At 47.2% G+C, this 23054-nt stretch carries 24 protein-coding genes; 12 read left to right on the top strand and 12 right to left on the bottom strand.

Annotated features, from left to right (window positions below; all coding sequences use genetic code 11):
- Positions 1-8 precede the first annotated feature (8 nt).
- The 3 genes from AC58QD_RS16795 to AC58QD_RS16805 all read left to right on the top strand — a co-directional run bounded on the left by AC58QD_RS16795 (position 9) and on the right by AC58QD_RS16805 (position 2070).
- Positions 9-749, top strand: coding sequence for a Cof-type HAD-IIB family hydrolase (locus tag AC58QD_RS16795; RefSeq protein ID WP_497335243.1), 741 nt, complete (start codon positions 9-11; stop codon positions 747-749).
- A 68-nt stretch (positions 750-817) separates the two neighbouring features.
- A complete protein-coding gene (locus AC58QD_RS16800; RefSeq protein WP_497335245.1) occupies positions 818-1309 on the top strand; it encodes a DUF456 domain-containing protein in 492 nt (163 codons plus the stop codon).
- Positions 1310-1338: 29 nt separating this feature from the next.
- Positions 1339-2070: a ThuA domain-containing protein gene (locus AC58QD_RS16805; protein ID WP_497335247.1), complete on the top strand. Its 732-nt coding sequence runs from the start codon at positions 1339-1341 to the stop codon at positions 2068-2070.
- A 96-nt stretch (positions 2071-2166) separates the two neighbouring features.
- Here AC58QD_RS16805 and AC58QD_RS16810 read toward each other — a convergent pair whose 3' ends face one another.
- Positions 2167-3255, bottom strand: a complete 1089-nt coding sequence (locus AC58QD_RS16810) for a citrate synthase/methylcitrate synthase (RefSeq protein WP_497335249.1) — start codon at positions 3253-3255, stop codon at positions 2167-2169.
- A gap of 173 nt (positions 3256-3428) precedes the next feature.
- Complete coding sequence (gene pyk, locus AC58QD_RS16815) at positions 3429-4835, bottom strand: pyruvate kinase (RefSeq protein WP_497335251.1); 1407 nt, start codon at positions 4833-4835, stop codon at positions 3429-3431.
- Between the two features lie 122 nt (positions 4836-4957).
- On the opposite strand from pyk, the gene AC58QD_RS16820 reads away from it, so the two are divergent.
- Positions 4958-5740, top strand: a complete 783-nt coding sequence (locus AC58QD_RS16820) for an AraC family transcriptional regulator (protein WP_497335253.1) — start codon at positions 4958-4960, stop codon at positions 5738-5740.
- A gap of 11 nt (positions 5741-5751) precedes the next feature.
- Here AC58QD_RS16820 and lepB read toward each other — a convergent pair whose 3' ends face one another.
- The 3 genes from lepB to AC58QD_RS16835 form a co-directional block, all read right to left on the bottom strand.
- On the bottom strand, positions 5752-6825 hold the full coding sequence (gene lepB / locus AC58QD_RS16825) for a signal peptidase I (RefSeq protein WP_497335255.1): 1074 nt from the start codon (positions 6823-6825) through the stop codon (positions 5752-5754).
- 208 nt (positions 6826-7033) lie between these two features.
- Entirely contained in the window at positions 7034-7324 is a 291-nt protein-coding gene (locus AC58QD_RS16830) for a hypothetical protein (RefSeq protein WP_497335257.1), read from the bottom strand.
- A 75-nt stretch (positions 7325-7399) separates the two neighbouring features.
- Entirely contained in the window at positions 7400-8866 is a 1467-nt protein-coding gene (locus AC58QD_RS16835; protein WP_497335259.1) for a DHA2 family efflux MFS transporter permease subunit, read from the bottom strand.
- Positions 8867-9059: 193 nt separating this feature from the next.
- Here AC58QD_RS16835 and AC58QD_RS16840 point away from each other — a divergent pair, with 193 nt between their 5' ends.
- Positions 9060-10694: a putative polysaccharide biosynthesis protein gene (locus AC58QD_RS16840; protein ID WP_497335261.1), complete on the top strand. Its 1635-nt coding sequence runs from the start codon at positions 9060-9062 to the stop codon at positions 10692-10694.
- Between the two features lie 55 nt (positions 10695-10749).
- Here AC58QD_RS16840 and AC58QD_RS16845 read toward each other — a convergent pair whose 3' ends face one another.
- From AC58QD_RS16845 to AC58QD_RS16855, 3 genes are all read right to left on the bottom strand, one after another.
- Positions 10750-12042 carry a DUF2515 family protein gene (locus tag AC58QD_RS16845; RefSeq protein ID WP_497335263.1) on the bottom strand — a complete coding sequence of 431 codons (1293 nt, stop codon included), beginning with the start codon at positions 12040-12042 and terminating at the stop codon, positions 10750-10752.
- Between the two features lie 151 nt (positions 12043-12193).
- Complete coding sequence (locus AC58QD_RS16850; RefSeq protein WP_497335265.1) at positions 12194-12400, bottom strand: type II toxin-antitoxin system antitoxin; 207 nt, start codon at positions 12398-12400, stop codon at positions 12194-12196.
- Positions 12401-12413: 13 nt separating this feature from the next.
- Complete coding sequence (locus tag AC58QD_RS16855; protein WP_497335267.1) at positions 12414-13256, bottom strand: SPFH domain-containing protein; 843 nt, start codon at positions 13254-13256, stop codon at positions 12414-12416.
- Between the two features lie 220 nt (positions 13257-13476).
- Here AC58QD_RS16855 and AC58QD_RS16860 point away from each other — a divergent pair, with 220 nt between their 5' ends.
- The 5 genes from AC58QD_RS16860 to AC58QD_RS16880 all read left to right on the top strand — a co-directional run bounded on the left by AC58QD_RS16860 (position 13477) and on the right by AC58QD_RS16880 (position 18506).
- Positions 13477-13830, top strand: coding sequence for a thioredoxin family protein (locus AC58QD_RS16860; RefSeq protein WP_497335269.1), 354 nt, complete (start codon positions 13477-13479; stop codon positions 13828-13830).
- 383 nt (positions 13831-14213) lie between these two features.
- Positions 14214-15206, top strand: a complete 993-nt coding sequence (locus AC58QD_RS16865; protein ID WP_497335271.1) for a COX15/CtaA family protein — start codon at positions 14214-14216, stop codon at positions 15204-15206.
- Between the two features lie 3 nt (positions 15207-15209).
- The gene (locus AC58QD_RS16870; RefSeq protein ID WP_497335273.1) at positions 15210-16970 is read left to right on the top strand and encodes a UbiD family decarboxylase; all 1761 of its coding nucleotides are present in this window, start codon (positions 15210-15212) and stop codon (positions 16968-16970) included.
- 12 nt (positions 16971-16982) lie between these two features.
- Positions 16983-17696, top strand: coding sequence for a Cthe_2314 family HEPN domain-containing protein (locus AC58QD_RS16875; RefSeq protein WP_497335275.1), 714 nt, complete (start codon positions 16983-16985; stop codon positions 17694-17696).
- Positions 17697-17705: 9 nt separating this feature from the next.
- Positions 17706-18506, top strand: coding sequence for an SDR family oxidoreductase (locus AC58QD_RS16880; RefSeq protein ID WP_497335277.1), 801 nt, complete (start codon positions 17706-17708; stop codon positions 18504-18506).
- 60 nt (positions 18507-18566) lie between these two features.
- Here AC58QD_RS16880 and AC58QD_RS16885 read toward each other — a convergent pair whose 3' ends face one another.
- Positions 18567-18812, bottom strand: coding sequence for a NifU family protein (locus AC58QD_RS16885; RefSeq protein ID WP_497335279.1), 246 nt, complete (start codon positions 18810-18812; stop codon positions 18567-18569).
- Positions 18813-18893: 81 nt separating this feature from the next.
- Here AC58QD_RS16885 and AC58QD_RS16890 point away from each other — a divergent pair, with 81 nt between their 5' ends.
- Positions 18894-19166 (top strand): YuzB family protein, encoded by a 273-nt coding sequence (locus AC58QD_RS16890; protein WP_497335281.1) that lies wholly within the window; start codon positions 18894-18896, stop codon positions 19164-19166.
- 41 nt (positions 19167-19207) lie between these two features.
- Here the strand turns inward: AC58QD_RS16890 and AC58QD_RS16895 are convergent, their stop codons facing one another.
- Together AC58QD_RS16895 and mqnE are read right to left on the bottom strand one after the other, a co-directional pair.
- Positions 19208-20269, bottom strand: a complete 1062-nt coding sequence (locus AC58QD_RS16895) for an NAD(P)/FAD-dependent oxidoreductase (protein ID WP_497335283.1) — start codon at positions 20267-20269, stop codon at positions 19208-19210.
- Positions 20270-20390: 121 nt separating this feature from the next.
- Positions 20391-21494: an aminofutalosine synthase MqnE gene (gene mqnE, locus AC58QD_RS16900; protein WP_497335285.1), complete on the bottom strand. Its 1104-nt coding sequence runs from the start codon at positions 21492-21494 to the stop codon at positions 20391-20393.
- 198 nt (positions 21495-21692) lie between these two features.
- Here mqnE and AC58QD_RS16905 point away from each other — a divergent pair, with 198 nt between their 5' ends.
- Positions 21693-22052, top strand: coding sequence for a HesB/IscA family protein (locus AC58QD_RS16905; protein WP_497335287.1), 360 nt, complete (start codon positions 21693-21695; stop codon positions 22050-22052).
- A 209-nt stretch (positions 22053-22261) separates the two neighbouring features.
- On the opposite strand, the gene AC58QD_RS16910 is transcribed toward AC58QD_RS16905, so the two are convergent.
- On the bottom strand, positions 22262-23041 hold the full coding sequence (locus AC58QD_RS16910) for an endonuclease/exonuclease/phosphatase family protein (RefSeq protein WP_497335289.1): 780 nt from the start codon (positions 23039-23041) through the stop codon (positions 22262-22264).
- Between the last annotated feature and the right edge of the window lie 13 nt (positions 23042-23054).

A 23054-nucleotide genomic window follows, 5' to 3' on the forward strand; every position in this document is an offset into this window, starting at 1 on the left:
GGAGCATCATGGGACCGTATAAGCTGCTAGCACTTGACATGGATGGAACTCTTCTTAATGAAGAGGCATTGATCTCGGAAGACAATCAGGTATGGATCCAAAAGGCTCTGGACGCCGGTGTTACGGTTATTCTATCCACTGGCCGCGGTGTTCAAAAAGTGTATCCTTACACGGACCTGATTGGGCTGAAGACCCCAATTGTATCTGTAAACGGCAGTGAAGTCTGGAGAGAACCCCGCGTATTGTTGAAGCGTCATCTGATGAAGGTGGAGTGGATTCGCCGCTTGCATGAGATGGCAGTCGAATACGATACCTGGTTCTGGAGCTATTCCGTCAATGGAGTTCACAACAAAGAGAATTGGGATCCGTCAGAGCTGGAAACGACAGAATGGCTCAAGTTCGGTTATTATACCGAGAATGATGCAAACCGTATAAAAATCCTGGATACTCTGGGCGAATGGGGAGAGTTCGAGCTTACGAATTCACATCCTCACAATATTGAAATCAACCCTAAAGGAATTAGCAAGGCGAGCGGAATTGAAGAAGTCTGCAAGCTGTTCGGTTACTCCATGTCTGAGGTTGTAGCGATGGGAGATAGCTTGAACGATATGGCTATGATCCGTGCTGCTGGTCTTGGTGTAGCGATGGGGAATGCGCAAGAAGAGCTTAAGCGCGCGGCCGATCTTGTAACCGTTACGAACCAAGAGCATGCTGTTGCCAAAATTATTCGTGAGCATATCCTTGTGTAGAACGCCCGCAATAATCATTACTTAGGTGTGGCAACCATCTTACTTGTATTCGGGAGGAGTCGATTCAGATGACATTAGCTATTATAGGATGGATTCTCGTCATTGCCTTGTTTGCGGTAGGGATGGCTGGAGCTGTTTTCCCTATACTGCCAGGCGTGTTGGCCATTTATGCAGCTTTTTTCGTATACGGCTTGTGCCTCGGCTTTGACGAGTTCGGCTTCTGGTTCTGGTTATTTCAAACCTCGATCGTGATCGGAGTGATCGTTGCGGATTACCTGGTGAGCGCGTTAGGTGTGAAGAAATTTGGCGGATCGCGAGCTTCTGTTATCGGGAGCACGATCGGGATTATTATCGGTCCTTTTGTAATCCCTGGCGTAGGGCTGTTCGTGGGTCCTTTTCTTGGGGCTGTTATCGGTGAGTTGTTGGCGGGCGCGAATGTTCAACAGTCATTGAAAGTCGGGGTCGGCTCCTTGGTCGGATTTTTATCGAGCGTGGTTGTCAAAATTATATTACAATTGATAATGATTGTTTTATTTATAGTTTGGGTCATTTGGAACTAATCCATAATATGAACGAGGAGTTGTGTACAATGTTGCGCGTTACGATCTGGAATGAGTATTTGCACGAGAAAAGCAGTGAGGTTGTAGCCAAGTTATACCCGGACGGTATTCATGGGGCTATTGCTGCAGGGATTGCCAAAGATGGAGTGCAGATCAAGGTTGCGACACAAGAAGAGCCGGAGCACGGCTTGACAGAAGAGGTGCTTCAAGCAACGGATGTACTCCTCTGGTGGGGGCATAAGGGGCATAACGGCGTTTCCGATGACATCGTGACTCGTGTTCAACAGCGTGTTCTGGAAGGCATGGGACTAATTGTTCTTCACTCGGGTCATTTCTCCAAAATTTTTAAAAGGTTGATGGGAACGAGCTGTGATCTGAAATGGCGTGCTGTGGGAGAGAAAGAACGTCTCTGGGTTGTCGATCCTTCTCATCCGATTGCAGCTGGGGTTGGTCAGTATTTCGAGCTGGAGTCCGAAGAAATGTACGGCGAACACTTTGATATTCCGGCTCCGGATGAGTTGGTATTCGTGAGTTGGTTCGAAGGTGGAGAAGTATTCCGCAGCGGCTGTACATTCCATCGTGGGCAAGGGAAGATATTCTACTTCCGTCCAGGTCACGAAACTTACCCGACTTATTACAACGAGAATGTGTTGCGTGTCATTTCTAATGCCGTTCATTGGGCGGCTCCTGTTCATGGAGAAAAGCATACATACGGTCATGCGAAGACACCTTTGGAGCCTATAAAAGGATTCGAGGGTTAGGAACAGACAGGGCTCTGCCCGCGAAAAGAAGACTCCGCTTACAGCTTTTGCTGTAGACGGAGTCTTCTTTATTATATAGACAATGCGGAAATAGGACTATTCGGGCATAACCCCTACATACCGTGATTGCGGTCTATAGATTCTATTATTCTCGGCTTGCTCTAAGACATGTGCAGTCCAACCTACTACTCGGCTTGCGGTGAAGGTAGGAGTGAACAAGGTCGGATCGAGCTTGACGGCTTTTAATACGGCAGAGGCAAAAAACTCGACATTCGTATAGAGCTTACGACCTGGTTTATACTCTTCCAACAGGCTGATCGCCATTTTCTCTACATACAAGGCAAAGTCAAAATAGGGGTCATCCGCATTCAAACGAGAGGTTACTTCGCGCAATGCCTCTGCTCTTGGATCCATTGTTTTGTATATGCGATGTCCGAAGCCCATCAGCTTCTCGCCGTTATCTAGTTTACTGCGAATCCAGGCTTCAGCATGATCCTTTGTCCCGATCTCCTCCAACATGGCGATAACCTCAGAAGGAGCACCGCCATGCAGCGGGCCTTTCATAGCCCCGATCCCAGCGCTTACGGCAGATATCATGTCTGATTCTGTGGAGCAAACTACTCTACTGGCGAAGGTGGAGGCATTCAGACCGTGCTCAGCTGTTAGGATCAAGTATGCATCAAGGGCTTGAGTGTGGGCGACAGATGGAAGCTCTCCTGTTAGCATGTACAAATAGCAGGCAGAGTGATGAAGCTGCGGCAGCGGCTCGACATAAGGCTTGCCCTGCAGTTTGCGGAACCTGTAAGCTATCACGGAAGGGATTAGCGCAGTAATCTGCATAGCTTGTTCGACGGTCGGAGGCCAGCTGAATCTGTTATCGCCCATGGCTGAGACTGCTGTCCGCAGAACACTCATCATCGGAGTCTCAGAAGGTAGAGCATCCAGCACTTGTCTAATATAGGATGGTAGAGTCCGATATTCGGCTAATCGGTTATGGAATTCCAGCTTTTCATCCTCATTTGGCAGTTTTCCATTCCACAGCATGTATGCAACCTCTTCAAATGTGTATCTTACTGCCAGATCGCGGGCTCGATGTCCTCGAAATAGTAAAAGTCCTTGTAATCCGTCAACTAAACTTATATGGGTTTCAGCAGCAATAATACCTTCCAATCCTTTTGCTATCATAGAGAAGCCTCCTTAAGTAACGTTCCATTCACTTACCATAGCTTTATTATATTATTCTATTTCAATAAATGATAATTATTAAATTATTTATATGTGATCAATAATGTTTATCAGTAACGATTGAACTAGATAAAAAGACCGTTCCCCAGGAACGGCCTTTTCCATATATAGTCTCAAACTTGCAAAATTTTGATCAAATTTGTTGCGCCAGTCTTGCCCATAGGCACACCCGCAGTAATGATTGCGGTATCGCCTTCCTGAATCATTCCCGTGCTTAAGCCGCAGTTAATAGCAGAGCGGAATAGATCATCTGTAGAATCGGAGGTGTTGCCCTTGACCGGATATACACCCCAGACCAGACATAAACGGCTTAGTACATTATCATCTTGCGTGATTGCGATTATGGGTGCTGCGGGGCGCTGTTTGGAAACCATTCTAGCTGTAAATCCGCTCTCAGTCGGTGTTAAGATCGCGCTCGCTTGCAGGGCATAAGACGCGTTCACAGCTGATTGACTGATCACCTCGGTTACTGTAAGTGCCTGTAAGCCTCTGTTCTGCGAGTGCCGCACGAATTGAGTCTCCGCCTTCCCTGCAATGGAAGCCATTGTGCGTACCGACTCGACAGGGTACTTACCTGCTGCCGTCTCGCCAGATAACATAACAGCATCGCTGCCTTGCATAACCGCGTTAGCCACATCGTTAGCCTCTGCCCGGGTAGGTCTTGGGTTAACTTGCATCGAATCCAACATGTGAGTGGCAACGATAACGGGCTTTCCTGCCTTATTGCATTTCTCAATCATTGTCTTCTGTATAATGGGAACATCCTCAACCGGGATCTCCACTCCCAAATCACCGCGAGCGACCATTATTCCATCGGAAACTTCAATGATAGCATCCAGCTGTTCAATACCTTCTAGATTCTCTATCTTGGAAATAATCTGAACATGCCCGAATCCATGTTCTTCAAGCAGATGTTTCACGGAGAGCACATCATCGGCTTTTCTGACAAAAGACATCGCAATGATGTCGATCTTATGTTGGACACCGAACTCAATATGACGAATGTCCCGCTCAGTTACGCCTGGCAACGTAGTGCGAATTCCCGGCAGATTAACTCCCTTTCTGGGTTTGATAGGTCCGCCATTGATAATTTGGCAATGGATTTCTGTATCTGTTACGGTCTCTACGTTTAATTCGATCAAGCCATCATCGATTAATATTTTATCGCCCAGTTTCACGACAAGGGGCAGTTCCGTGTAGTTGACGGAAATACGCTCTGCATCTCCAACAATATCTTCGGTTGTAAGGGTGAGTTTGCTCCCGGCGAGCAGGTCGTAACGAGCCTCTTGAAGCTTACCAATCCGAATCTCAGGTCCTTTGATGTCCATCATAATGGGAATGATCGTATTGGTTTCCTTGGCAGCGGCACGCACGCGGTTGATTCGGGAAAGATGATCCTCCAATTCACCATGAGCCATATTGATCCTAGCAATGTTCATTCCATGGCCAATCATTTCTTTTAGAATATCCACCGAGTCACAAGCAGGACCCATGGTGCATACCATTTTCGTTTTTCGCATCGTTATGCCTCGTCCCTCAAAAGTTAGTTTGAATCCTATTGTAATTCGTTTCTTTTCGAGTGAAAATGAACTATAGTACGTATCATGTAGTATAGTATTGAATGTGCTAAAGGAGCTCTGTTATGTTGCAGGTAATGGATATTCGCCGGGATCAAGGAATGGACTGGTACGAGCAGTGTGATGAGAACCTGGGTAAGGCTTTTTTTATATTGGTGAGTTATGGCAAATGTGTATATTGGATTAATCATGAAAAGGTCATTGTTGAGAAAGGGGATATCCTCCTCATTCCTCCGAACACAGTTTATTATGCCAAAGGAATCCCTACGGTCGTACATGAGAAGTATGTGATTGTATTTGAGGGGATGGAGAAAGAAACGTATGGACTGCCTATCTTGCAGAGCAAGGAATGGTTGAAGGCTAAGACGGGCTTGTATGAGTTCATACTGGAGCGGATTAGACGGAGTTATACAGAATGGGAAGAGCAAGAAGCGTACTCCGGAATAAGAGGGCAGGCGGTCTTGTTGGAGATGCTGGCTTTATGGAATAGAGAGCTTGATGGAGCTGTGGTTTCGTCGGAAATCCAGCGGCATGCCGAACGGATGAAAGTTTTCATTCAGGAGCATTATCGGGAAAAGGTAACGAAGGAGGTGCTGGGGGAATGCATCTCGAAAAGCCCGAACTATGCGGCATCTGTGTTTCGCAGAGTAACGGGCCAGACGATTAGCGAATATGTTCACGCAGTAAGAATGAAATCGGCCGTATACTTATTGCGGGATTCTCTACTTACCGTAGGTGAAATCTCAGAGCTGTTAGGGTATCGAGATGTGTCTTATTTCCAAAGGTTGTTCAAACGCATTTACGCCAAGACCCCTTCCGAATATTTGAAGGAGAGATCGAAGACTTGAATCGATTAAGGTTATCGCCGCAGTTTCCAAGGAGTTGGATCCGTTGAGTTTACTTGCACGTTCACGACAAGGGAGCCGAAATATTGATCGCCAATGTAGGCTTCCAGACGCCATAATCCCGGTTCGGGAATAATCATATTGGAGGGCGGAATATGTCCGTCTGAGGTTCCCGTTATAGGACCGCTCATTCCCCCGGCTGCAAAAACGACACGACGATTCAATTCGTTGCCTTGATGGACTGCTATGATCTGCGGTATACCGTCTAGCTCTTCGGGTTTACCCCAGAAGAACCAGTAGTTTTGGTAAGGTTTTCGTGCAATAATGGGCTGGTCAACAATCGCCAGCTTGTCTTTTTCCCCGCGTAACTGCAAGGGACTGACACTGCCTGTGGAATTCGGCATTGTGACAGTGAACGTCGAACTGACTTCCCAGACATGCTTATCCAAGTGCCCCATTACTTTTCCACCGATATGATCGATCGGGATTGTTCCGATGGAAAAGCTGTCTGTTGCACGACCTCGGTTGTCTCCCAGAAGGAATACGCTGCCTTGCGGGACCAGCAAGGGTTGCATATTCATCATTTCGTAATTTCGAATGCGACGTTGATTATTGCTCATTTCATTCTCGGCGATTTTATCGTTGTAGTTCTCCTGTTTTTTCAGCTCCTCTAAATCGGGACCCGGCGGCTTGCTGTAGAACGTCTCCAATTTGTTTCCATTAATGTATACGTGACTTTTGCGAATCTCAACCGTTTCTCCCTGTAGAGCAATGACTCGAAGGATATTCGTTTCCCCTATATTAGGATTTTTCTGAATGAGATGCTCTGGATAACTCAAATAGACCACGTCACCGCGGCGTAGGTCATTCTTGGAGTAGTAACCTGGATCGATAACCAGCTCCTGAGTCAAATAATCAGCATGACCGGCCATTCCGTCATTCCTGAACCTCATGATCAAGTTTCCAGGTTCAGCTTTAACGGTTGATAGAGAAGGTTGAGTAACGGCATCTGTTACCGGTACCTCTTGGCATCCGATTAATGAGAGGAGCAGGGGGAATGTAAGAACAAGTTTTTTCAAGTGGTGCAAGACCGCACTTCCTCTCCAGAACGTGCTATAGTTTTCTAGAAATGGGTTCTCTTTCTAGATTATTATAGTTGGAAATTCCAGAAAGCGGTCTGAATAATTGTGTGATTATTGTGACAATTCAAACTGTAGCGAATAAGCCAGAATCTTGGCTATAGCAAGAAGGAGTCTGACTATCACTAGGATAGCCAGACTCCTTCTTGCTAAACGCTTACAGCAGCAAGGTAATCGCCAACAAGTCGAACAAAACAAGCGGCAATACGGTGTTGTTGTAATAATAGTTTCCGTAGTAAGGATTATAGAAGCCTCTTGCAGCCTCTTGAGGGATGGACAAGTACACGAATTCCGGGTCAACATGTACGATGTATCCTTCAAACGTATCTCCGTTCAGCCGCTGTAAGCGGACGAAGCGGTTCACGTATTGTGTGCAAGCTTGGTACGCTTCTTCCTTGGCTTGTTTGATAACCTTTTGGCAATCGGGTTTGGCCTCATAGATAACCATGATGAAATGCACCTCCGTATTTAGTCATGATCATCATATGCAGGAGCCCAGATTTGGTTCCGTTTAGGCGACTTATTAGTTAGCGGTCGTGGCGGGTTTTGGCGCCAATTGTCTTTTGCGAATCCAGAAGCACAGGGGCAGTCCAAGCAGCACAACAAAGGTGGCTAACAAGTACACATCATTCACGCTCATTGTAAAAGAAGCCAATTGGATCGATACAGCATCAGGTGGGGTAGATTCCTGAGTCAGATCCGCAACATGCACCGTCATGCGGGAGCCCAGCATGGCGGTGAACAGGGCGATCGAGAACGAGCCTAGTACGTTACGCACCCAGTTGCTGATGGAGGAAGCATGTCCAGACAGTGTGATTGGAATCTGCTCCATTCCAGCTGTACTTGCAGGCATAGTGGCCATTGCAATCCCAAGGTTACGCACAATCATCCAGAGCACAATGTAACTGTGCGGAATGTCTACGCTTAGCCAACTCAAGGCGAGAGTTCCTATGCCGATTAGTAGAATGCCAATGATCATCAGCAGCATAGGGCCAACCTTAGCGTATAACTTACCGACGATAGGCATAGAGAAGGCCATAGCCAGAGAAGCTGGAAGCAAGATAAGACCAGTGTCGAGCGGGGTGACATGTTGAATATTTTGCAAGAACAACGGTGTTAAGTAAGTACCCGAATATAGGCTGATCGTAATAATACAACTGATGATCAAAGTCAGAGAGTACCTCAAATTGGTAAATACACGTAAATTCAGTAATGGAACACTCGTATTCAACTCGCGGATAACAAACAGGATTAAGAGTATAACTCCAGCCCCTAGCATCGATAAGGTTTCCCAGCTGGACCAGCCCCAGCTGTTCCCTTTACTGAATGCAATGAGGAGTGACAAACTGCCGCCCATAACAGCCAATAGGCCAGGGACATCCAGGGATTTGGGCACATTAAGCCGGTAAAACGGTATTAATTTAATAGTTAGAACAATCGAGATAATTCCAATAGGCACATTCATTAAGAATAGCCAATGCCAACTGAAGCTTTGGATAAGCCAACCGCTCAAGGTAGGTCCGAACGCAGGGCCGAGCATTGCGGATAGCGACCAAAGGCTTATTGCGAAGGCTTGCTTCTCTCGCGGCACCACTTGAAAAATAATCGTCATCGTAGCAGGCATAACCAGTCCGCTGAAAGCGCCTTGCGCAATCCGGAAGGCAATCAAAGAAGTTGTATCCCAAGCAATCGCACACAACAAAGAGGACACTGTGAATCCAATTAGGGACGCCATGTATAACCGCTTGTAGCTGAATCGTTCACCCAAGTAGCCGGTTAAAGGGGCGATCGTACCGGTCGCAAGCATAAATCCGGTAATCGTCCATTGAATCGTACTCAGTTCAGCATTGAAATGCTGCATGAGTATCGGCAGAGCCACATTAATTGTACTCATGCTTAGAATAGTAACAAAAGATCCAAAAAATATCGCAATCATAATCGGCCAAAAGGGCAGATTGTGATTCGGTTGTTGTTCCAAGCCGTCTTTCATTGTTAGTTTTCCTCCGAATCTTAGCATGTTTCACAAGCTATATGTGTATGAATTTACATATAATTAGCATGTGGTCAATCGTACTATGAATAGGACTAATACGTCAATTGTAATGTAAGGTTTGATTCGGTAGCCCCATTCTAGGAAACCTAGTATAATGGAAGTCATGAAAATATAGGGAGAAGGTACTTCATTGTCTAAGGATTCATTAGTGAAAGGGACGATTATTCTTGCACTGGCAGCGCTAATTGCGCGTGTACTCGGTGCGGTGCAGCGTATTCCGCTTGTCCATCTATTGGACGACTCAGGTATGGCTACATATTCTATTGCTTTCAATATATATAGCTTCCTCCTTGTGATCGCAACAGCAGGTATTCCGAGCGCGCTTAGCAAGCTGGTTTCCGAGCAGACTGCACTAGGCCAGCATGCGGAAGCGAACCGTATATATCGTGCAGCGGGCATGTTCGCATTAGGAGCAGGTATTGTAATGACACTGCTGCTCTATATGTTCGCTCCCTATTACGCCAACAAGATTAGCGGAGACGCTGACGCGGTGTTGTCGATTCGAGCACTCGCTCCCGCACTGCTCCTATTCCCGCTTATCGCTATCATGCGCGGGTACTTCCAGGGCAGGCAAAGGATGCTGCCGAATGGGCTGTCACAGATCGTGGAGCAGATTCTGAGGCTTATCACTGCAATTGGACTAACCTATTTCCTGCTGACGTTCGACTATGGTAGTGTCAAAGCAATTGCTGGAGCGTCCTTCGGGGGAGTTATGGGAAGTATCGGGGCAGTAGCCATTATGGCTTATTATGCTCTGAAGCTGAGACGTGAAGATATCCGTACAGGGCAGACAGGAAACGCAAGGCCGGCGCCAGTTACACCTTATTCCGCCATTTATCGCCGGTTGTTCCGGGTTTCGGTTCCCATCGTATTGTTCTCTACGACGGTACCCCTCATTTATTTGATCGATTCTTCGATTACGATTGGCCTGTTGCAGCCGGATCTAAGCTTCGAAGCGGCCAAGGAAGCACTTGGAATTCTGGGCGGACGAGCCCAATCGCTTGCCGGGATTCCGATCATCTTGGCCATCGCTCTGAGTCAATCTGCAGTTCCTGTAGTATCAGCTGCGTTCGCACGCAAAGATATGGAGCTGGTACGACAGCAAGCATCCAAAGCGCTCTACTTATCCGTCTTGACCGGGATACCGATGGTGCTCGCGATCTGTGTAGCAGCGAGGCCATTGAACGGGTTCCTGTTCGGTAACCATGAAGGGACGTCCATTATCATTCTGTTAACGATGAGTGCGATGTTTCAGATCGTCATGCAGACATCCGGCGCTATCCTTATGGGGATGGGGAAGATGAAGGCCCTGATCCTTCATGTGATCGTAGGAATTGTCATTAAGTTGGTGGCCAGTTTTTTGCTGGCACCATGGATAGGGATTTATGGCATCATTGCAGCAACAGCGCTTTGTTTCATTGTTATGACGCAACTGAATTTGTATGTGCTTCGACGCCAGGTGGACTATGTCATTCTAGGCCGCAAATGGGGCGGTGTCTTCGTCGCCGTGCTATTCTCTGCCGCAGCAGGAGTGGGGCTCGAGCTCATTACTATACGCTGGATGCAGCCATTCGCAACCAGGTTGAATGATATGGGCAATGCCATTTTGGTTGGTGGTTTGGCTTGCTTAGTGTATGGGATCTTACTATTCGTGACACGCACCGTTACGGATGCAGAAATGAGCAGTTTCCCGAGACCGCTGCAAAAAATATATCGCCGTTTGCGCAAGCAACCAAGCAGTGAAAGAGACCGGCAAGAAGGCTAATGATCGCAACAAATAAGGACTGTCCGTTGACATGAACGGATGGTCCTTATTCTATTTAAGTTTCCAATAGTTGCTCCGACATAACAGCCGTTTCCAACTTGCCCAGAATAAACCCATACTCATTAGTAATTTCGAATGCCAGCGGTAGAGATGGATCGCTGAAGTACGAGAGCGGCGTTAGATCGGTGAGCCAATCGTAGCGATCAGGCGGCACAACGGGTTGGTTTGGCCAGACATCAATTAAGCTCGGACTATATAATCGGTCGGCATCCTCTAACCGTTTGCTGCCCTCGAGCTTTTCAGTAAATAGGGTAGGTTGGCGGGCGGCAGCATCAGACCTTTCAATATGGAACAAATGAGGCCAATAATCAGCTCTGGAGCCAGTATGAGCAGCCGCCGAGGAAAATGCTAGGGCACCTTCAAATATATCAGGGACGGAGAAAAGGATGCAGTAAAGCTTTTTGCCAATCCCAATCCGCTCGTCAAGATCGGAGAAGGTTTCCATTACTAGGCCGGCCAGACGATTGCCTGATGAAGATGCAGGTGAGGAACGGAAAGGAAACACGATTGCATTCATTTGGAGCGCAGCTTGCACCGGGAACAGAATCGAATCGAGCATGGAGTTATAGGGCTCTCGCTCAATAACCCTTCCTTCAATATAATGCTGTTCGTTGATGATCAGAGCTACTGTCAATAGCTCAGAGCAGCGATCCTTCCAGAAGGAGTCCCACACTGGCTTCATAAAAGCGGAGACATGGAAATGCGGTAACAGGTGGAACAAATTAACGTCCTGCGTAAGGCTCGCTTCATACAGCTTCAATTGGGGGTATGCATCTTGAAAAATAAGGGCATTAGCTCGCTCCAACAGCTGAAATATCTCCTCCCTATGAGTGGCGGATAGAAGCCGGGGGAGAAATTCTCCCTGAAGATCGGTCATGTTCCATCCCCCGTTTCGCGATACCATATGGGCCAAGAGGGCCCAATGAAGTTCAGGATAACTACGGTACATATCGTAGTAAGCCTTCGTTCGAGTGATGTTGTTAAGATTGCAGCGATCCGTGTCGGCTTTTATGCTGCGGATTACAGATTCTTCGAGCGGCGTTAACGGCTCCTTTAGGGGCGTGGTGACATCGGTCTGAAGAATGCTGACCAACGCCTCTCTAATCCGATTAACTTGATGAGTATCCAGGGTAATCGTGGATGCACGCTCTGCCATTTGAGCGGAAAGCAGCAGGTTGGATGATTTTCCTTTCAGATAATCGATAGCATTTGCTGGCATGGCGGACACATGCTTGAGAAAAGCTTTAAGCGGATGCTGCCCAGTCGTTCCATTTGTATTCATATGCATTGAATGTCCTTCTCAGGTTTCTGACTATATGAAGGCTATTATTTGTATAAGCAGAACAAAGTATAAGCGAATAAGCTTAATTGTTATGCATCTTGGAATGTATGATAGACAACGAAGAAACAACCAGGTTAGAGACCTGGTTGTTTCTTCATTATTCAGTATTATCCTTCGTCGAGGAAGGAGCCGGATTCGCCACTCGAGGTCCAGGCAGCCTTCCAGCTCTGGAAGCGGCTTCTCTCAGTATATATTCGATATGTCCGTTCACACTGCGCAGATCGTCGGCGGCCCAGCGCTCGATAATCTCATACAGCTTAGGATCCATCCGCAGTGGAAAGCTCTTCTTGCTATTGCCTGACATATGGACCCGGCCGTTAGTATAAGGTGCCGGTGTTAATAACCGGTTGGGCCGACCGGTCGGACACGATGGCAACCATTAGATTATTGATCATTGATGCTTTTCGTTCTTCATCCAGCTTAAGCCCGCTTTCCCTTTCCAACTTCTCGATAGCCATCTGCACCATACCAACAGCGCCTTCTACGATCTTTTCCCGGGCAGAAATGATGGCGGAAGCTTGCTGGCGCTGCAGCATGGCACTGGCAATTTCTGTAGAATAAGCAAGGTGAGTTAATCTCGCTTCCATAACCTCTACACCTGCCACAGCCAGACGGCTTTGCAGCTCTTGTGCTAACTCGACGGCAACTTCTTCCGCATTGCCGCGAAGGGAGTAGCCTTCTTGCTCAAAATTATCGTAGGGGTATCGGGTTGCGACATGACGCAGCGCTGTTTCGCTCTGAATTTCGACGAATTGCTCATAGTTCTCAACATCATACGAAGCCTTGGCGGTATCCACTACCTTGAATACAACAACAGCCGCAATTTCGATGGGGTTACCCTCAATATCATTCACTTTCAATTTGACGCTGTTGAAATTACGCACTCTTAGGGACATCTTATGTCTTGCGCTGAAAGGAACAGTCATCCATAGCCCGCTTTCACGAATAGTGCCCAGATATTTACCGAAGAATGTAATCACATTAGCCTGGTTGGGCTGAATAACGGTAATCGACGTTAACAGGAGCAAAGCAATAGCTCCCGCTACACCGGCGACAATGAACTGTTCCTTCGACAGCATCAGGGCCGTCAATCCGGCGAGAGCAACAATAATTACAATTCCGAGGTAGCCATTCAGGTAAGTTGCTTTGTGTTCTTTCATAGATAGCATCGCTCCTTTTTGTTTTACATCATTATGATACTTTTATGATATCACTTATTACTAATATTGTAAATTATATTTTGGACAGCAACAACATTTTCTAATAATGAAGCTTAACGGATACCGACATTGACAGCCTAATCCGGGCATGCTATAACATGGAAAAGGTTTCGTATGCTTCGAAGTTTTTACTAATAGATGAAGAAAGAGGTGTATCGCAATGGAAAGGATTACAACCGAGCAAGCGTTTAACGAGAAAATAATCCAAGCTAAGCCAACAGTCGCGGTATTCAAAACGACCTGGTGTAAGGATTGTCATTATATTGATCCCTTCATGCCTGATGTAGAAAGCAAATATGGCGATCAAATCGATTTCGTGCATATTGACCGTGATGAGCTGCCAGATCTGTGCGAGAAGTACAATGTCCTGGGTATCCCGAGCTTTATTGGTTTCGTCCAAGGGGAAGAGACCATTCGGTTCGTCAGCAAGCTGCGTAAGACCAGGGAAGAGATCGAGGAATTCTTCGATAAGGTTCTCGCTGTAAGCGCCGCTGTTGCCAAGAAAGAAGCTTGATTCATTTGACTAAATTTGTTTTAACTTGACCGCCTCTATACTTCCTGCTATTCCATCCGGGAGGGAAGAGGCGGTCTTTGCTGTAATGCTTTAGGCAATGGGGAAGTACAGGTATCCTGAGTAGTTTGTAAAAAGGGCATGGGGATGGAGTGGAGAAACGAAGTGGTTGCCTTTGTACTTTAATTCTCACCATAAAAATATAATCAAAGAATTCAAGTACAACAGCAATCGTAACCCATCACCATGCCTCCAACGCACCAACTGAATGCAACCGACAAAGACCTGATTAGTAAACTGCCAGTCCTATTTGTTATCGTACGGGAACGTTCACATTTCAGAAATGGATTTGCCCTAGCAATCAAGCTATAATGAGGAGTAATGGATTGAGCGAAAAGTGGGTGCCCTTATTTATGCAAAAGCAATATAAATGGCTTTCGCTGGCGACAGCGATTGGAATGGGACTTGTGCTCCTGATGGGAGCGCTTGTAACAAAGACGGAATCGGGAAGAGGCTGCGGGGATGACTGGCCGTTATGCAACGGTAAATTTATACCGGCCTACACCATAGAATCGATGATCGAATATAGTCACCGATTGGTCAGCGGATTAGTCGGCCTGATCGTGTTAGCGACAGCAATTTACACGATTATGCTGCTTCGGCGTAATCGGGAAGCGATGTTGTTTGCACAGGGGGCGTTATTCTTCACAGTACTTCAGGCGATACTCGGAGCACTGACGGTGGTGAACCCGCAATCGGATGCTGTGCTTGCGCTGCATTTCGGAATCTCGCTGTTGGCTTTCTCCGCAACCCTGTTGCTCGTAATTGGGGTATGGCGTCAAGATTATTGGGATGCGAACGGACAAGCCATCATTAGCAACAGCAAGAGACAATTGGGCGGTCCAGCTAGTAAAGTAAGCGTCAAATTTCGCAATACGATATGGATGGTTGCAGTTTATAGCTATATGGTTGTTTACGTAGGTGCCTTTGTGCGGCACACGGAATCCTCTGGCGGATGTCTTGGGTGGCCTCTTTGTAACGGACAAGTTATTCCGGAATTGGAAGGTGCTCAAGGAATAGCTTTCCTTCATCGAGTGGCAGCTGCATTATTGTTCGCAGCTATTGCTTATGTAGCTTATCGGGCAAGCCGTACTTACTCCCATATTCCGGTTATTCGACGGAGTACTCGTTGGGCTCTTTTGCTAGTGAGTCTGCAGGTTGTAAGCGGGGCTTTGATTGTTTACTCTTTGGGCACGGAATGGTATTTATTTGCAGCACTTCTGCATGTTATTCTCATTGCTTGCTTGTTCGGGATTTTATGCGATCTGAGTGTGCGAGTACGAAAATTGGCAGCACCAGTACATGTGGAAAGGAAGTAGACTATGAATTTAACGAATCTGCGCGCTCATCTTGATATGCTGCGCGCTGAGAAACAATTAATTGAAATTTCGGCTCCTGTAGATCCTTATCTGGAGCTGGCGGAAATTCATAGACGCGTGATCGAGGAGCAGGGACCTGCTCTTTTATTCACGAATGTGAAGGGCAGCTCGTTCCCGGTGGCTACGAATTTATTCGGCACACCTCGGAGGATTGATCTTGCATTCGGGCCGCGTCCCGAACAATTTATGAAACAAGCAGTAGGCGCAATGGAGAAGCTGATGCCGCCGACGCTAAAGGGACTATGGGGGGAGCGGAACCTGCTGCTTGATGCGATCAAGGTCGGAACGAAAACGGTTCCAAGAGCGCAAGCCCCGATCATGGAAGTGTGCGATACAGACAACCCTATGACCAAGCTGCCTGTGCTAACTTGCTGGCAAGAAGACGGCGGCCCCTTCGTTACACTGCCGCTTGTCTACACGGAGCATCCTGATGGAGGCCAACATAACCTTGGCATGTACCGCATGCAGGTTTATGATGGCCAGACTACAGGGATGCACTGGCAAATCCATAAGGGCGGCGGCTTCCATTACCACGAAGCCGAGAAGCGCGGGGCCGCGCTGCCCGTCACGGTGTTCCTGGGCGGCCCGCCCGCACTGATCGCCTCGGCGATTGCGCCGGTGCCCGAACACCTGCCCGAGCTGCTGCTCGCTTCGCTCATCGTCGGGCAGAAGCTTCCCATGGCGGATGATCCGCATGGGGGGCACCGCCTCGTCGCCGAGGCGGAATTCGCCGTCAGCGGCTACGTGCCGCCTCATGAACGCCGACCGGAAGGTCCGTTCGGCGATCACTTCGGCTACTACTCGCTGACGCATGACTTCCCGGTGCTGCACGTGAACCGTGTATGGCACCGCAAGGACGCGATCTACCCTGCCACCATTGTCGGGAAGCCGCGGCAGGAAGACTACTTCTTCGGTGATTTCTTACAGCGCCTCTTGTCGCCGGCATTCCCGATGGCCATGCCTGGAGTTCGTTCGCTGTGGACCTACGCCGAAACCGGCTTCCATGCATTAGCTGCCGCTGTGGTCAGGGAAAGCTACTCGCGTGAAGCATTAACAAGTGCGTTCCGGATCCTCGGAGAAGGCCAACTGACCCTCACCAAAGTGCTGATGCTTACTGACAAACCAGTAGATCTAGCTAACTTCACGGAGCTGTTCGAAACGGTACTGGAGCGGTTCGACCCTCGCAGAGATTTATATATATTTAATAAAACATCCAACGATACTTTAGACTATACAGGGTTACACTTGAATCACGGCAGTAAAGCCGTGCTCGCGGGTGTGGGTGATCCGATCCGTGTTCTCCCCCGATCGTATACAGGGGGGCAGATCAATGGGATTCAGGCTGCCAAGCCGTATTGCGGCGGTTGCTTGGTTGTTTCGGGTGCTTCGTATACGGAGGATCCTGAACTGCCGGCAAGAATATTGAAGCAGTCGAAGGAACAGCTAAAGGAGTGGCCTGTCGTCATTGTTGCAGACGATGCAGGGATAGCGGCCCATCAGAGCAGCTTCCTGTGGACGGTGTTCACTCGCTTCAACCCGGCAACCGATATTTACGCAGATGCGGAAGTGCGTCATCACCATCTCAGCTATGAATTGCCGCTTGTAATCGATGCACGGATGAAGCCGGGTTACCCGGATGAGCTAGTGCCGCGAGAAGATATTGTCAAGCTAGTCGATTCCCGATGGAGAGAATATTTTGCCTAGGAGGTTGTTGGAGTGTTAAGTCCGATATTAGGAAAGCCGAACGAGCATGAGACGGCTTTGCTGCAAGCCGCTTCCCAAGCGATTGATACTTACCGCTCCGACCTCAAGAAGATCATAGACCAGAATACACCGGAATGCGGACGATATACTCGAGTTGACCTGTCCTGCCGAGGCTTCCTGTCTGCGCTTGTTGAGTTGGAGTGGAGTGTAAGGGGGGCAGCTCGTTTCAAGGAGCATGTCAACCATACATACGAGGAAGCGATGGACGAGCAGGAACTCAGCAGCTACCATACCCAAGTTTATTTTCACAAAAATGCGTTCATCCGCCTATTCTCCATCCTCGACAAGTTAGGCTATCTCTTGAATGATCTGTACAAGCTGGAAACCGAGCGAGTCAAAGCTAAGTTTTCCTATTACACGGTACTCCGACAGATGCATCATCGCAAAATCCAGAGCGAGCTCGAACAACAGCTCTTTGCTCTAAAATTAAAATACAAAGAACCTATGGCGAACCTTCGTAACAAACGCAATATGGAAATTCATCATATAAATGCCGAGATGCTGGACGACCTTAGCAAGTCCGATATGTGTAAAATTGATCGGACCTACATCGAAGATTTGACCTTAAGCTTGGCTGACCTGCGTGCTGGATATGAAATGGTTTGTCTTACACTCAAGACCGCTTTTGACTATTTCCATGCCCCTAAAAAGGGAGTAAATGTCTAGGAGGCTGCCATGCTGCTCAAAGGCAAGATTGCGTGTATAACCGGGAGCGCCAAAGGCTTGGGTAAAATGACCGCGCTAGCACTCGCTGACCTCGGCTGTGATGTAGCTATTAACTATGTGCGAAGTGAGCAGGAAGCGCAAGCGTTGGCTGAACATATTACCGCCAAAGGAGTTCGTTCCATCGCTGTACAAGCAGATATCGCAGATCGAGTACAAGCGGACAGACTCATTGATGCGATTGAGAACAAGTGGGGATCAACGGTAGATATCCTCGTCAACAATGCGGGCCCTTTCGTTAGGGAACGGCGGTACTTCGATGAGTATAGCCGTGATGAGATCGACTACCTGATGCGCGGCAACTTGATAGGTGTGATGGAGCTGGATCATCGCGTGCTTAAGGGAATGCAGAGCAAGCGATGGGGACGAATAATCCACTTCGGCTTCGGTCATGCAGCTGAGGCAAGAGGTTGGCCGCATAGGGCCGTGTATGCTGCTGCAAAGGTTGGTCTTGTATCGTTTACGAAGACATTAGCAGTCGAACAGGCTGCTCACGGCATAACAGTGAACATGATATGTCCTGGAGATATACGCGGCGAGAACAAGGAGAAGACCATTGAACAGGTGCAAGGTATGATCAATGAAGAACAACCTTGTGTAAGACAGGGGAGCGGTGAAGATGTTGCAAGGGTCATCACTTATTTATGTTTGCCTAACAGCGATTTCCTAACAGGCAACATTATGGATATATCGGGTGGCTTCGATCCTATCCGCACTCTAACAGAAGTATCCAAGAAGAGCCCATCCTTATAAATACAACAAAACGCCCTTGCCGCGGTAACCCGGGCAAGGGCGTTGACATAGATCGTCCAATTAGAATACTTGGACAACCTCATGGATTCCTTCTACTTCTTCAACAAGAGCGCGTTCGATTCCGGCCTTCAATGTGATCGTTGAGCTCGGGCAGCTTCCGCATGCACCCATAAGCTTCAATTTCACAATACCGTCCTCCACTTCAACCAACTCAACATCCCCGCCGTCACGTTGCAAGAACGGGCGGAGCTTATCCAACACGTCAAGAACTTCATCATAAATGCCGTCCCGTGTTTGTTCAGTCATATTGATTCATCTCCTTTCTAAGGTATATTATATAACAAACAACTGAAAAATTAAATGGCCTGCATGAGGAGAGCTGTAAAGATGAGAGCAATTGTAGAATTTTGTGCAAGTAATATGCATAATGGCAGTGATGTGACGATGAAGCGACTGGAGGAAGATCCAACGCTTGATGTTATAGAGTACGGATGTTTAGGCAATTGCGGCCAGTGTTACATGGAGCCCTACGCGTTAGTGAACGGCGAGATCGTGGCGGCTTCGGATAGCGATGAGCTCTATGAGCTTATTATGGCCAAGATCGAGCAGCAGCAATCGGCCTTCGACTTTTTGGACACCATAGAAGACGATAAGCAGTAACCCATCAGGCTGCTTATCGAGCTTCACCAGTCATCTGATCCTTATCCGAAGTGATGCTTGGACATCCATAAAACTCCGCTTTTCAGTACCCGAGGCACCTTGCCCATAATGGTACGGCTTCCCATCATGCCGAATCCGGCTTTTTTGCCAAGCGACCCCAGCACGCCTTTCAATTTAATAGGCTTGAGATGAGGCTTTTCACCTTTCCACAAGGCGAGCATAATTTCTGCAACCTGTTTGCCCTGACCTTCAGCTGCTTGAGCACTAGGTGAGAAAGGCAAGCTCGCGCAATCTCCTACAACAAACACTTCGTTATATTCCGGAATCTGGTAGTACTCATTCAGCAGTACCCGACCTTGGTTATCCTTGGGAACATTCAATTTCTCTACTACTGGGCTAGGCTGAATGCCCGCTGTCCATACCGTTAGATCGGTTAAGATTTGTTCCTCTTTGTTATAGAGGACATTGGGCTCTACCCGGTGAAGGGATACGTGCGGGCGAAGTTCCACACCATGTTCGATAAACCATTCGCGCACGTAAGCTTGAAGCTTTTCAGGATAAGAAGACAGTATACTGGCCCCGCGATCGATCACACGCACGTTCAGATCGGGACGGCTCTCACGCAATTCTGAAGCAATCTCAACACCGCTTAATCCCCCGCCCACAACAGATACCTGAGCATAAGGTTTGAGGTCATTCAGAGCTTGATACGTTCTTCTGGAAGCAGACAAGGTCTGGATGCTATGCGCATATTGCCCGGCACCCTCGATACAGTGGAATTTATCCACACAGCCAAGTGCAATTACGAGCCAATCATAAGACTGAGCGTCTTGTCCTTCTAAATGGATCAGCTTGTTGTCCAGGTCTACATGCGACACTTCTCCATATTTGAGAATAATCCGAGGATCGGCTGGAAAAGCGACACGTATCTCAGCTTCGCTAACCGTTCCTGCAGCCAGTGCATAATACTCCGTCTTCAGCCCTTGATAAGGCATACGATCCATAAGCACGATCTCTGTATCTTTTGGAATATCATGCTCTAATAAGTGTAAGGCTACGGTGAGACCGCCATATCCTCCGCCTAAAATAACAAATTTCTTCATTGCCGGTCGTGTTCCTTTCGTGACATAAGTTCCTGATTCAAGGAAGTAGGAATGTTTGTGTGTATTATCATACCCATCCATTGAACATAGTATAGGTTATGGCGATGTTCGCCTAATGTTATTATTCGTGTACCTTAAGTTCGTTATAGAATGTATCGCGCTCTACAGGAATGCGGTTAGCCCCTTTAATGAGATGAATCAATTCATCTTTGGTTAATCCTTCTGGAGAAAGAGCACCGGCAGCATGACTAATCCGTTCTTGTACTATAGTACCATGTGCATCGGATGCACCGAATGTCAGAGCGAGCTGGGCTACTTGCGTACCCAAATTAATGAAATAGGCTTTGATGTGTGGGAAATTATCAAGCATGAGACGGCTGATCGCTATCGTCTTCAAATCATCAAAAGCCGAGGTGCGACGCTTAATACCCATTCCAGTATTGGCTGGCTGCATGGCATTAGGGATAAAAACCATGAAACCGTTCGTCTCGTCTTGAAGCTCGCGCAGCTGTACCATATGCTGAATGCGCTCCTCTTTGGTTTCGACCGCTCCATACAACATCGTGGCATGCGTCTTCATCCCTAATTGGTGAGCTGTACGATGAACATCGAGCCATTGCGTTGTAGTAGCTTTATCCACGTTCATTTTTTTACGGTAATGGTCGGTTAATATTTCGGCTCCGCCTCCAGGCATCGTATCCAGCCCAGCTTCTTGTAAGCGAGAAAGCACTTCCCTGTAAGACAATCCACTGATGCGGGAGAAAAAGTCGATTTCAGCCGCTGTATAAGCTTTAATAACGACATTAGGGTAATGCTCCTTAAGCACACGAACGGAATTCACGTAATAATCGAACGTCACATGATCGTTATGTCCACCGGTAATATGGAATTCCTTCATATCCGGATGGAAATGTTCGCCGACATAGGCAATGATCTCTTCCGGCGTAAGTGTGTAAGCTCCGGCTTGTCCCTCATCCCTGCGGAAATGACAAAAAGCACAATGCGCTTCACACACATTGGTGAAATATAAACTCATATTCTCAATAAAATAAACTTTACGCCCGTTTTTGCGCAAATTCACTTTGTTAGCCAGCTGACCTATAGTTAACAAATCTTCAGACGCATATAGATAGAGGCCATCCTCCGGCGTTAGCCGCTCGCCTCTCTCTACCTTATCGGCGATCTCATCCAAGCGCGGATCTGAACTAGTCGTTAATGTATTCATTATCCCGTACCCCTTCCTAAACAGTCTTTTTTTGTTGAGCAGCTTTCATAGTTTGTGAAAGCTTGCACTTACTCACCCGAACTCCAGACTTATATATTATAAACCTGTTACCTGGTTGGGGCAATATGCAGAACCCCTTGAGGAGGTCGGAGAATAGGAGTATACTTACATTATATAAGTCGAAGGAGGTTAACCTTTATGATCACCATTACGGAACAAGCGAGTGACAAGATCAAGGAACTGCTTGAAGCTGAGGAAACACCGGATATATTTTTACGTCTTGGCGTTAAGTCGGGTGGCTGCAGCGGATTTACTTATGGGATGGGTTTTGACCAAGATCAGAGTAGTGAAGATCACGTTTTTGATATCCAAGGACTGAAAGTAGTCGTTGATGCAGATAGCAGCAAATATTTGAACGGTTTAGAGATTGATTACAAGGAAGCGGCAATGGGCGGCGGGTTCACCATGCATAATCCGAATGCTACTGCTACATGTGGATGTGGAACTTCTTTCCGAACTGCGGATGATGCAGGCAAGCCCGCTCCGGAGCAGTGCTGAGTTGAAGATTTGGCGGTAGAAACGTGTATGGTTTGTTTTGGATTGTTAATTGCGACTTCCTGAGTTTGTGTATGATGTAAATACACAATTCAGGAGGTTTTTATTTTGTTGAAGAAAAACATTGGACCGAAAAGAACGCTCTCGGTAAGCAGTCATCGAGAACGTTCATAATCCAAACTCAATCATTTTAATAATTTAGTGTACATAAGTTATGCAAATGACAGTAAAGCGGTAATTGGAAGATGATCCGATGCATGGGAATGAATAACTTCTGTTTGAAGGACAGTAAAATGTGATGAACAGAATATATAATCAATACAAACAGAAGGCCGTATTTCCGGATTAGAGCCAAACCCGTCAACGGTAACCGGGTACGGCATCAAAAATGTGTTGGGATTCGGCAAAGGCGGCCGATAGAAAACATCCTGGTACGAGTTGCTTACCTGAATCATTTCTTCGCTATCTGGTGTTGCATTAAAATCGCCAGTAATGATACATGGACTATTTTGATTATCGCTCAGGCTTAAGAGATATTCGATTTGTTCAAACCGTTCTTTCTGTGAAAGCCCAAGATGGGTATTTAGAACTCGGATGTGCTGTCCGTCTACCTCAATATCAACCTCTAACACCCCGCGCGTCTCGTTCCATACCGTTGGATCCATGACTTGCGGAAGGTGATGATTGATTGATTTTTGAATAGGGAACCGGCTTAATATCAGCGTACCGTATTGTTTTCTTTTTCCTGAAGGTTCGTCAGGATCGAATTCTTTATTTAAACCAAACGCATAATACATATTCAATCTTTTAGACAGCCACTCCGCCTGATCTACCCATTTACTGCGTTCCGAATAATGGACATCCACCTCTTGAATTCCAGCAAGATCTGTATTGGAATTTTCGATCACAAGGGCTATCCGTTCCAAATCTTGTTGACCGTCTATTCCTTTACCGTGATGAATATTGTAAGACATAACTTTAAGATGTTTCATGATTCATCCCCTG

The organism is Paenibacillus sp. J2R1T-4 (genome assembly GCF_059692235.1).

What these genes read in the sequence shown, in the direction of transcription:
- AC58QD_RS16885 (WP_497335279.1), bottom strand. Translation starts at nt 18,812, where the DNA reads ATGACTGAACAAACACGGGACGGCATTTATGATGAAGTTCTTGACGTG.
- AC58QD_RS16805 (WP_497335247.1), top strand. Translation starts at nt 1,339, where the DNA reads ATGTTGCGCGTTACGATCTGGAATGAGTATTTGCACGAGAAAAGCAGT.
- AC58QD_RS16795 (WP_497335243.1), top strand. Translation starts at nt 9, where the DNA reads ATGGGACCGTATAAGCTGCTAGCACTTGACATGGATGGAACTCTTCTT.
- AC58QD_RS16910 (WP_497335289.1), bottom strand. Translation starts at nt 23,041, where the DNA reads ATGAAACATCTTAAAGTTATGTCTTACAATATTCATCACGGTAAAGGA.
- pyk (WP_497335251.1), bottom strand. Translation starts at nt 4,835, where the DNA reads ATGCGAAAAACGAAAATGGTATGCACCATGGGTCCTGCTTGTGACTCG.
- AC58QD_RS16810 (WP_497335249.1), bottom strand. Translation starts at nt 3,255, where the DNA reads ATGATAGCAAAAGGATTGGAAGGTATTATTGCTGCTGAAACCCATATA.
- AC58QD_RS16860 (WP_497335269.1), top strand. Translation starts at nt 13,477, where the DNA reads ATGGAAAGGATTACAACCGAGCAAGCGTTTAACGAGAAAATAATCCAA.
- AC58QD_RS16890 (WP_497335281.1), top strand. Translation starts at nt 18,894, where the DNA reads ATGAGAGCAATTGTAGAATTTTGTGCAAGTAATATGCATAATGGCAGT.
- AC58QD_RS16870 (WP_497335273.1), top strand. Translation starts at nt 15,210, where the DNA reads ATGAATTTAACGAATCTGCGCGCTCATCTTGATATGCTGCGCGCTGAG.
- AC58QD_RS16820 (WP_497335253.1), top strand. Translation starts at nt 4,958, where the DNA reads ATGTTGCAGGTAATGGATATTCGCCGGGATCAAGGAATGGACTGGTAC.
- AC58QD_RS16800 (WP_497335245.1), top strand. Translation starts at nt 818, where the DNA reads ATGACATTAGCTATTATAGGATGGATTCTCGTCATTGCCTTGTTTGCG.
- mqnE (WP_497335285.1), bottom strand. Translation starts at nt 21,494, where the DNA reads ATGAATACATTAACGACTAGTTCAGATCCGCGCTTGGATGAGATCGCC.
- AC58QD_RS16835 (WP_497335259.1), bottom strand. Translation starts at nt 8,866, where the DNA reads ATGAAAGACGGCTTGGAACAACAACCGAATCACAATCTGCCCTTTTGG.
- AC58QD_RS16895 (WP_497335283.1), bottom strand. Translation starts at nt 20,269, where the DNA reads ATGAAGAAATTTGTTATTTTAGGCGGAGGATATGGCGGTCTCACCGTA.
- AC58QD_RS16855 (WP_497335267.1), bottom strand. Translation starts at nt 13,256, where the DNA reads ATGAAAGAACACAAAGCAACTTACCTGAATGGCTACCTCGGAATTGTA.
- AC58QD_RS16845 (WP_497335263.1), bottom strand. Translation starts at nt 12,042, where the DNA reads ATGCATATGAATACAAATGGAACGACTGGGCAGCATCCGCTTAAAGCT.
- AC58QD_RS16905 (WP_497335287.1), top strand. Translation starts at nt 21,693, where the DNA reads ATGATCACCATTACGGAACAAGCGAGTGACAAGATCAAGGAACTGCTT.
- AC58QD_RS16830 (WP_497335257.1), bottom strand. Translation starts at nt 7,324, where the DNA reads ATGGTTATCTATGAGGCCAAACCCGATTGCCAAAAGGTTATCAAACAA.
- AC58QD_RS16850 (WP_497335265.1), bottom strand. Translation starts at nt 12,400, where the DNA reads ATGTCAGGCAATAGCAAGAAGAGCTTTCCACTGCGGATGGATCCTAAG.
- AC58QD_RS16880 (WP_497335277.1), top strand. Translation starts at nt 17,706, where the DNA reads ATGCTGCTCAAAGGCAAGATTGCGTGTATAACCGGGAGCGCCAAAGGC.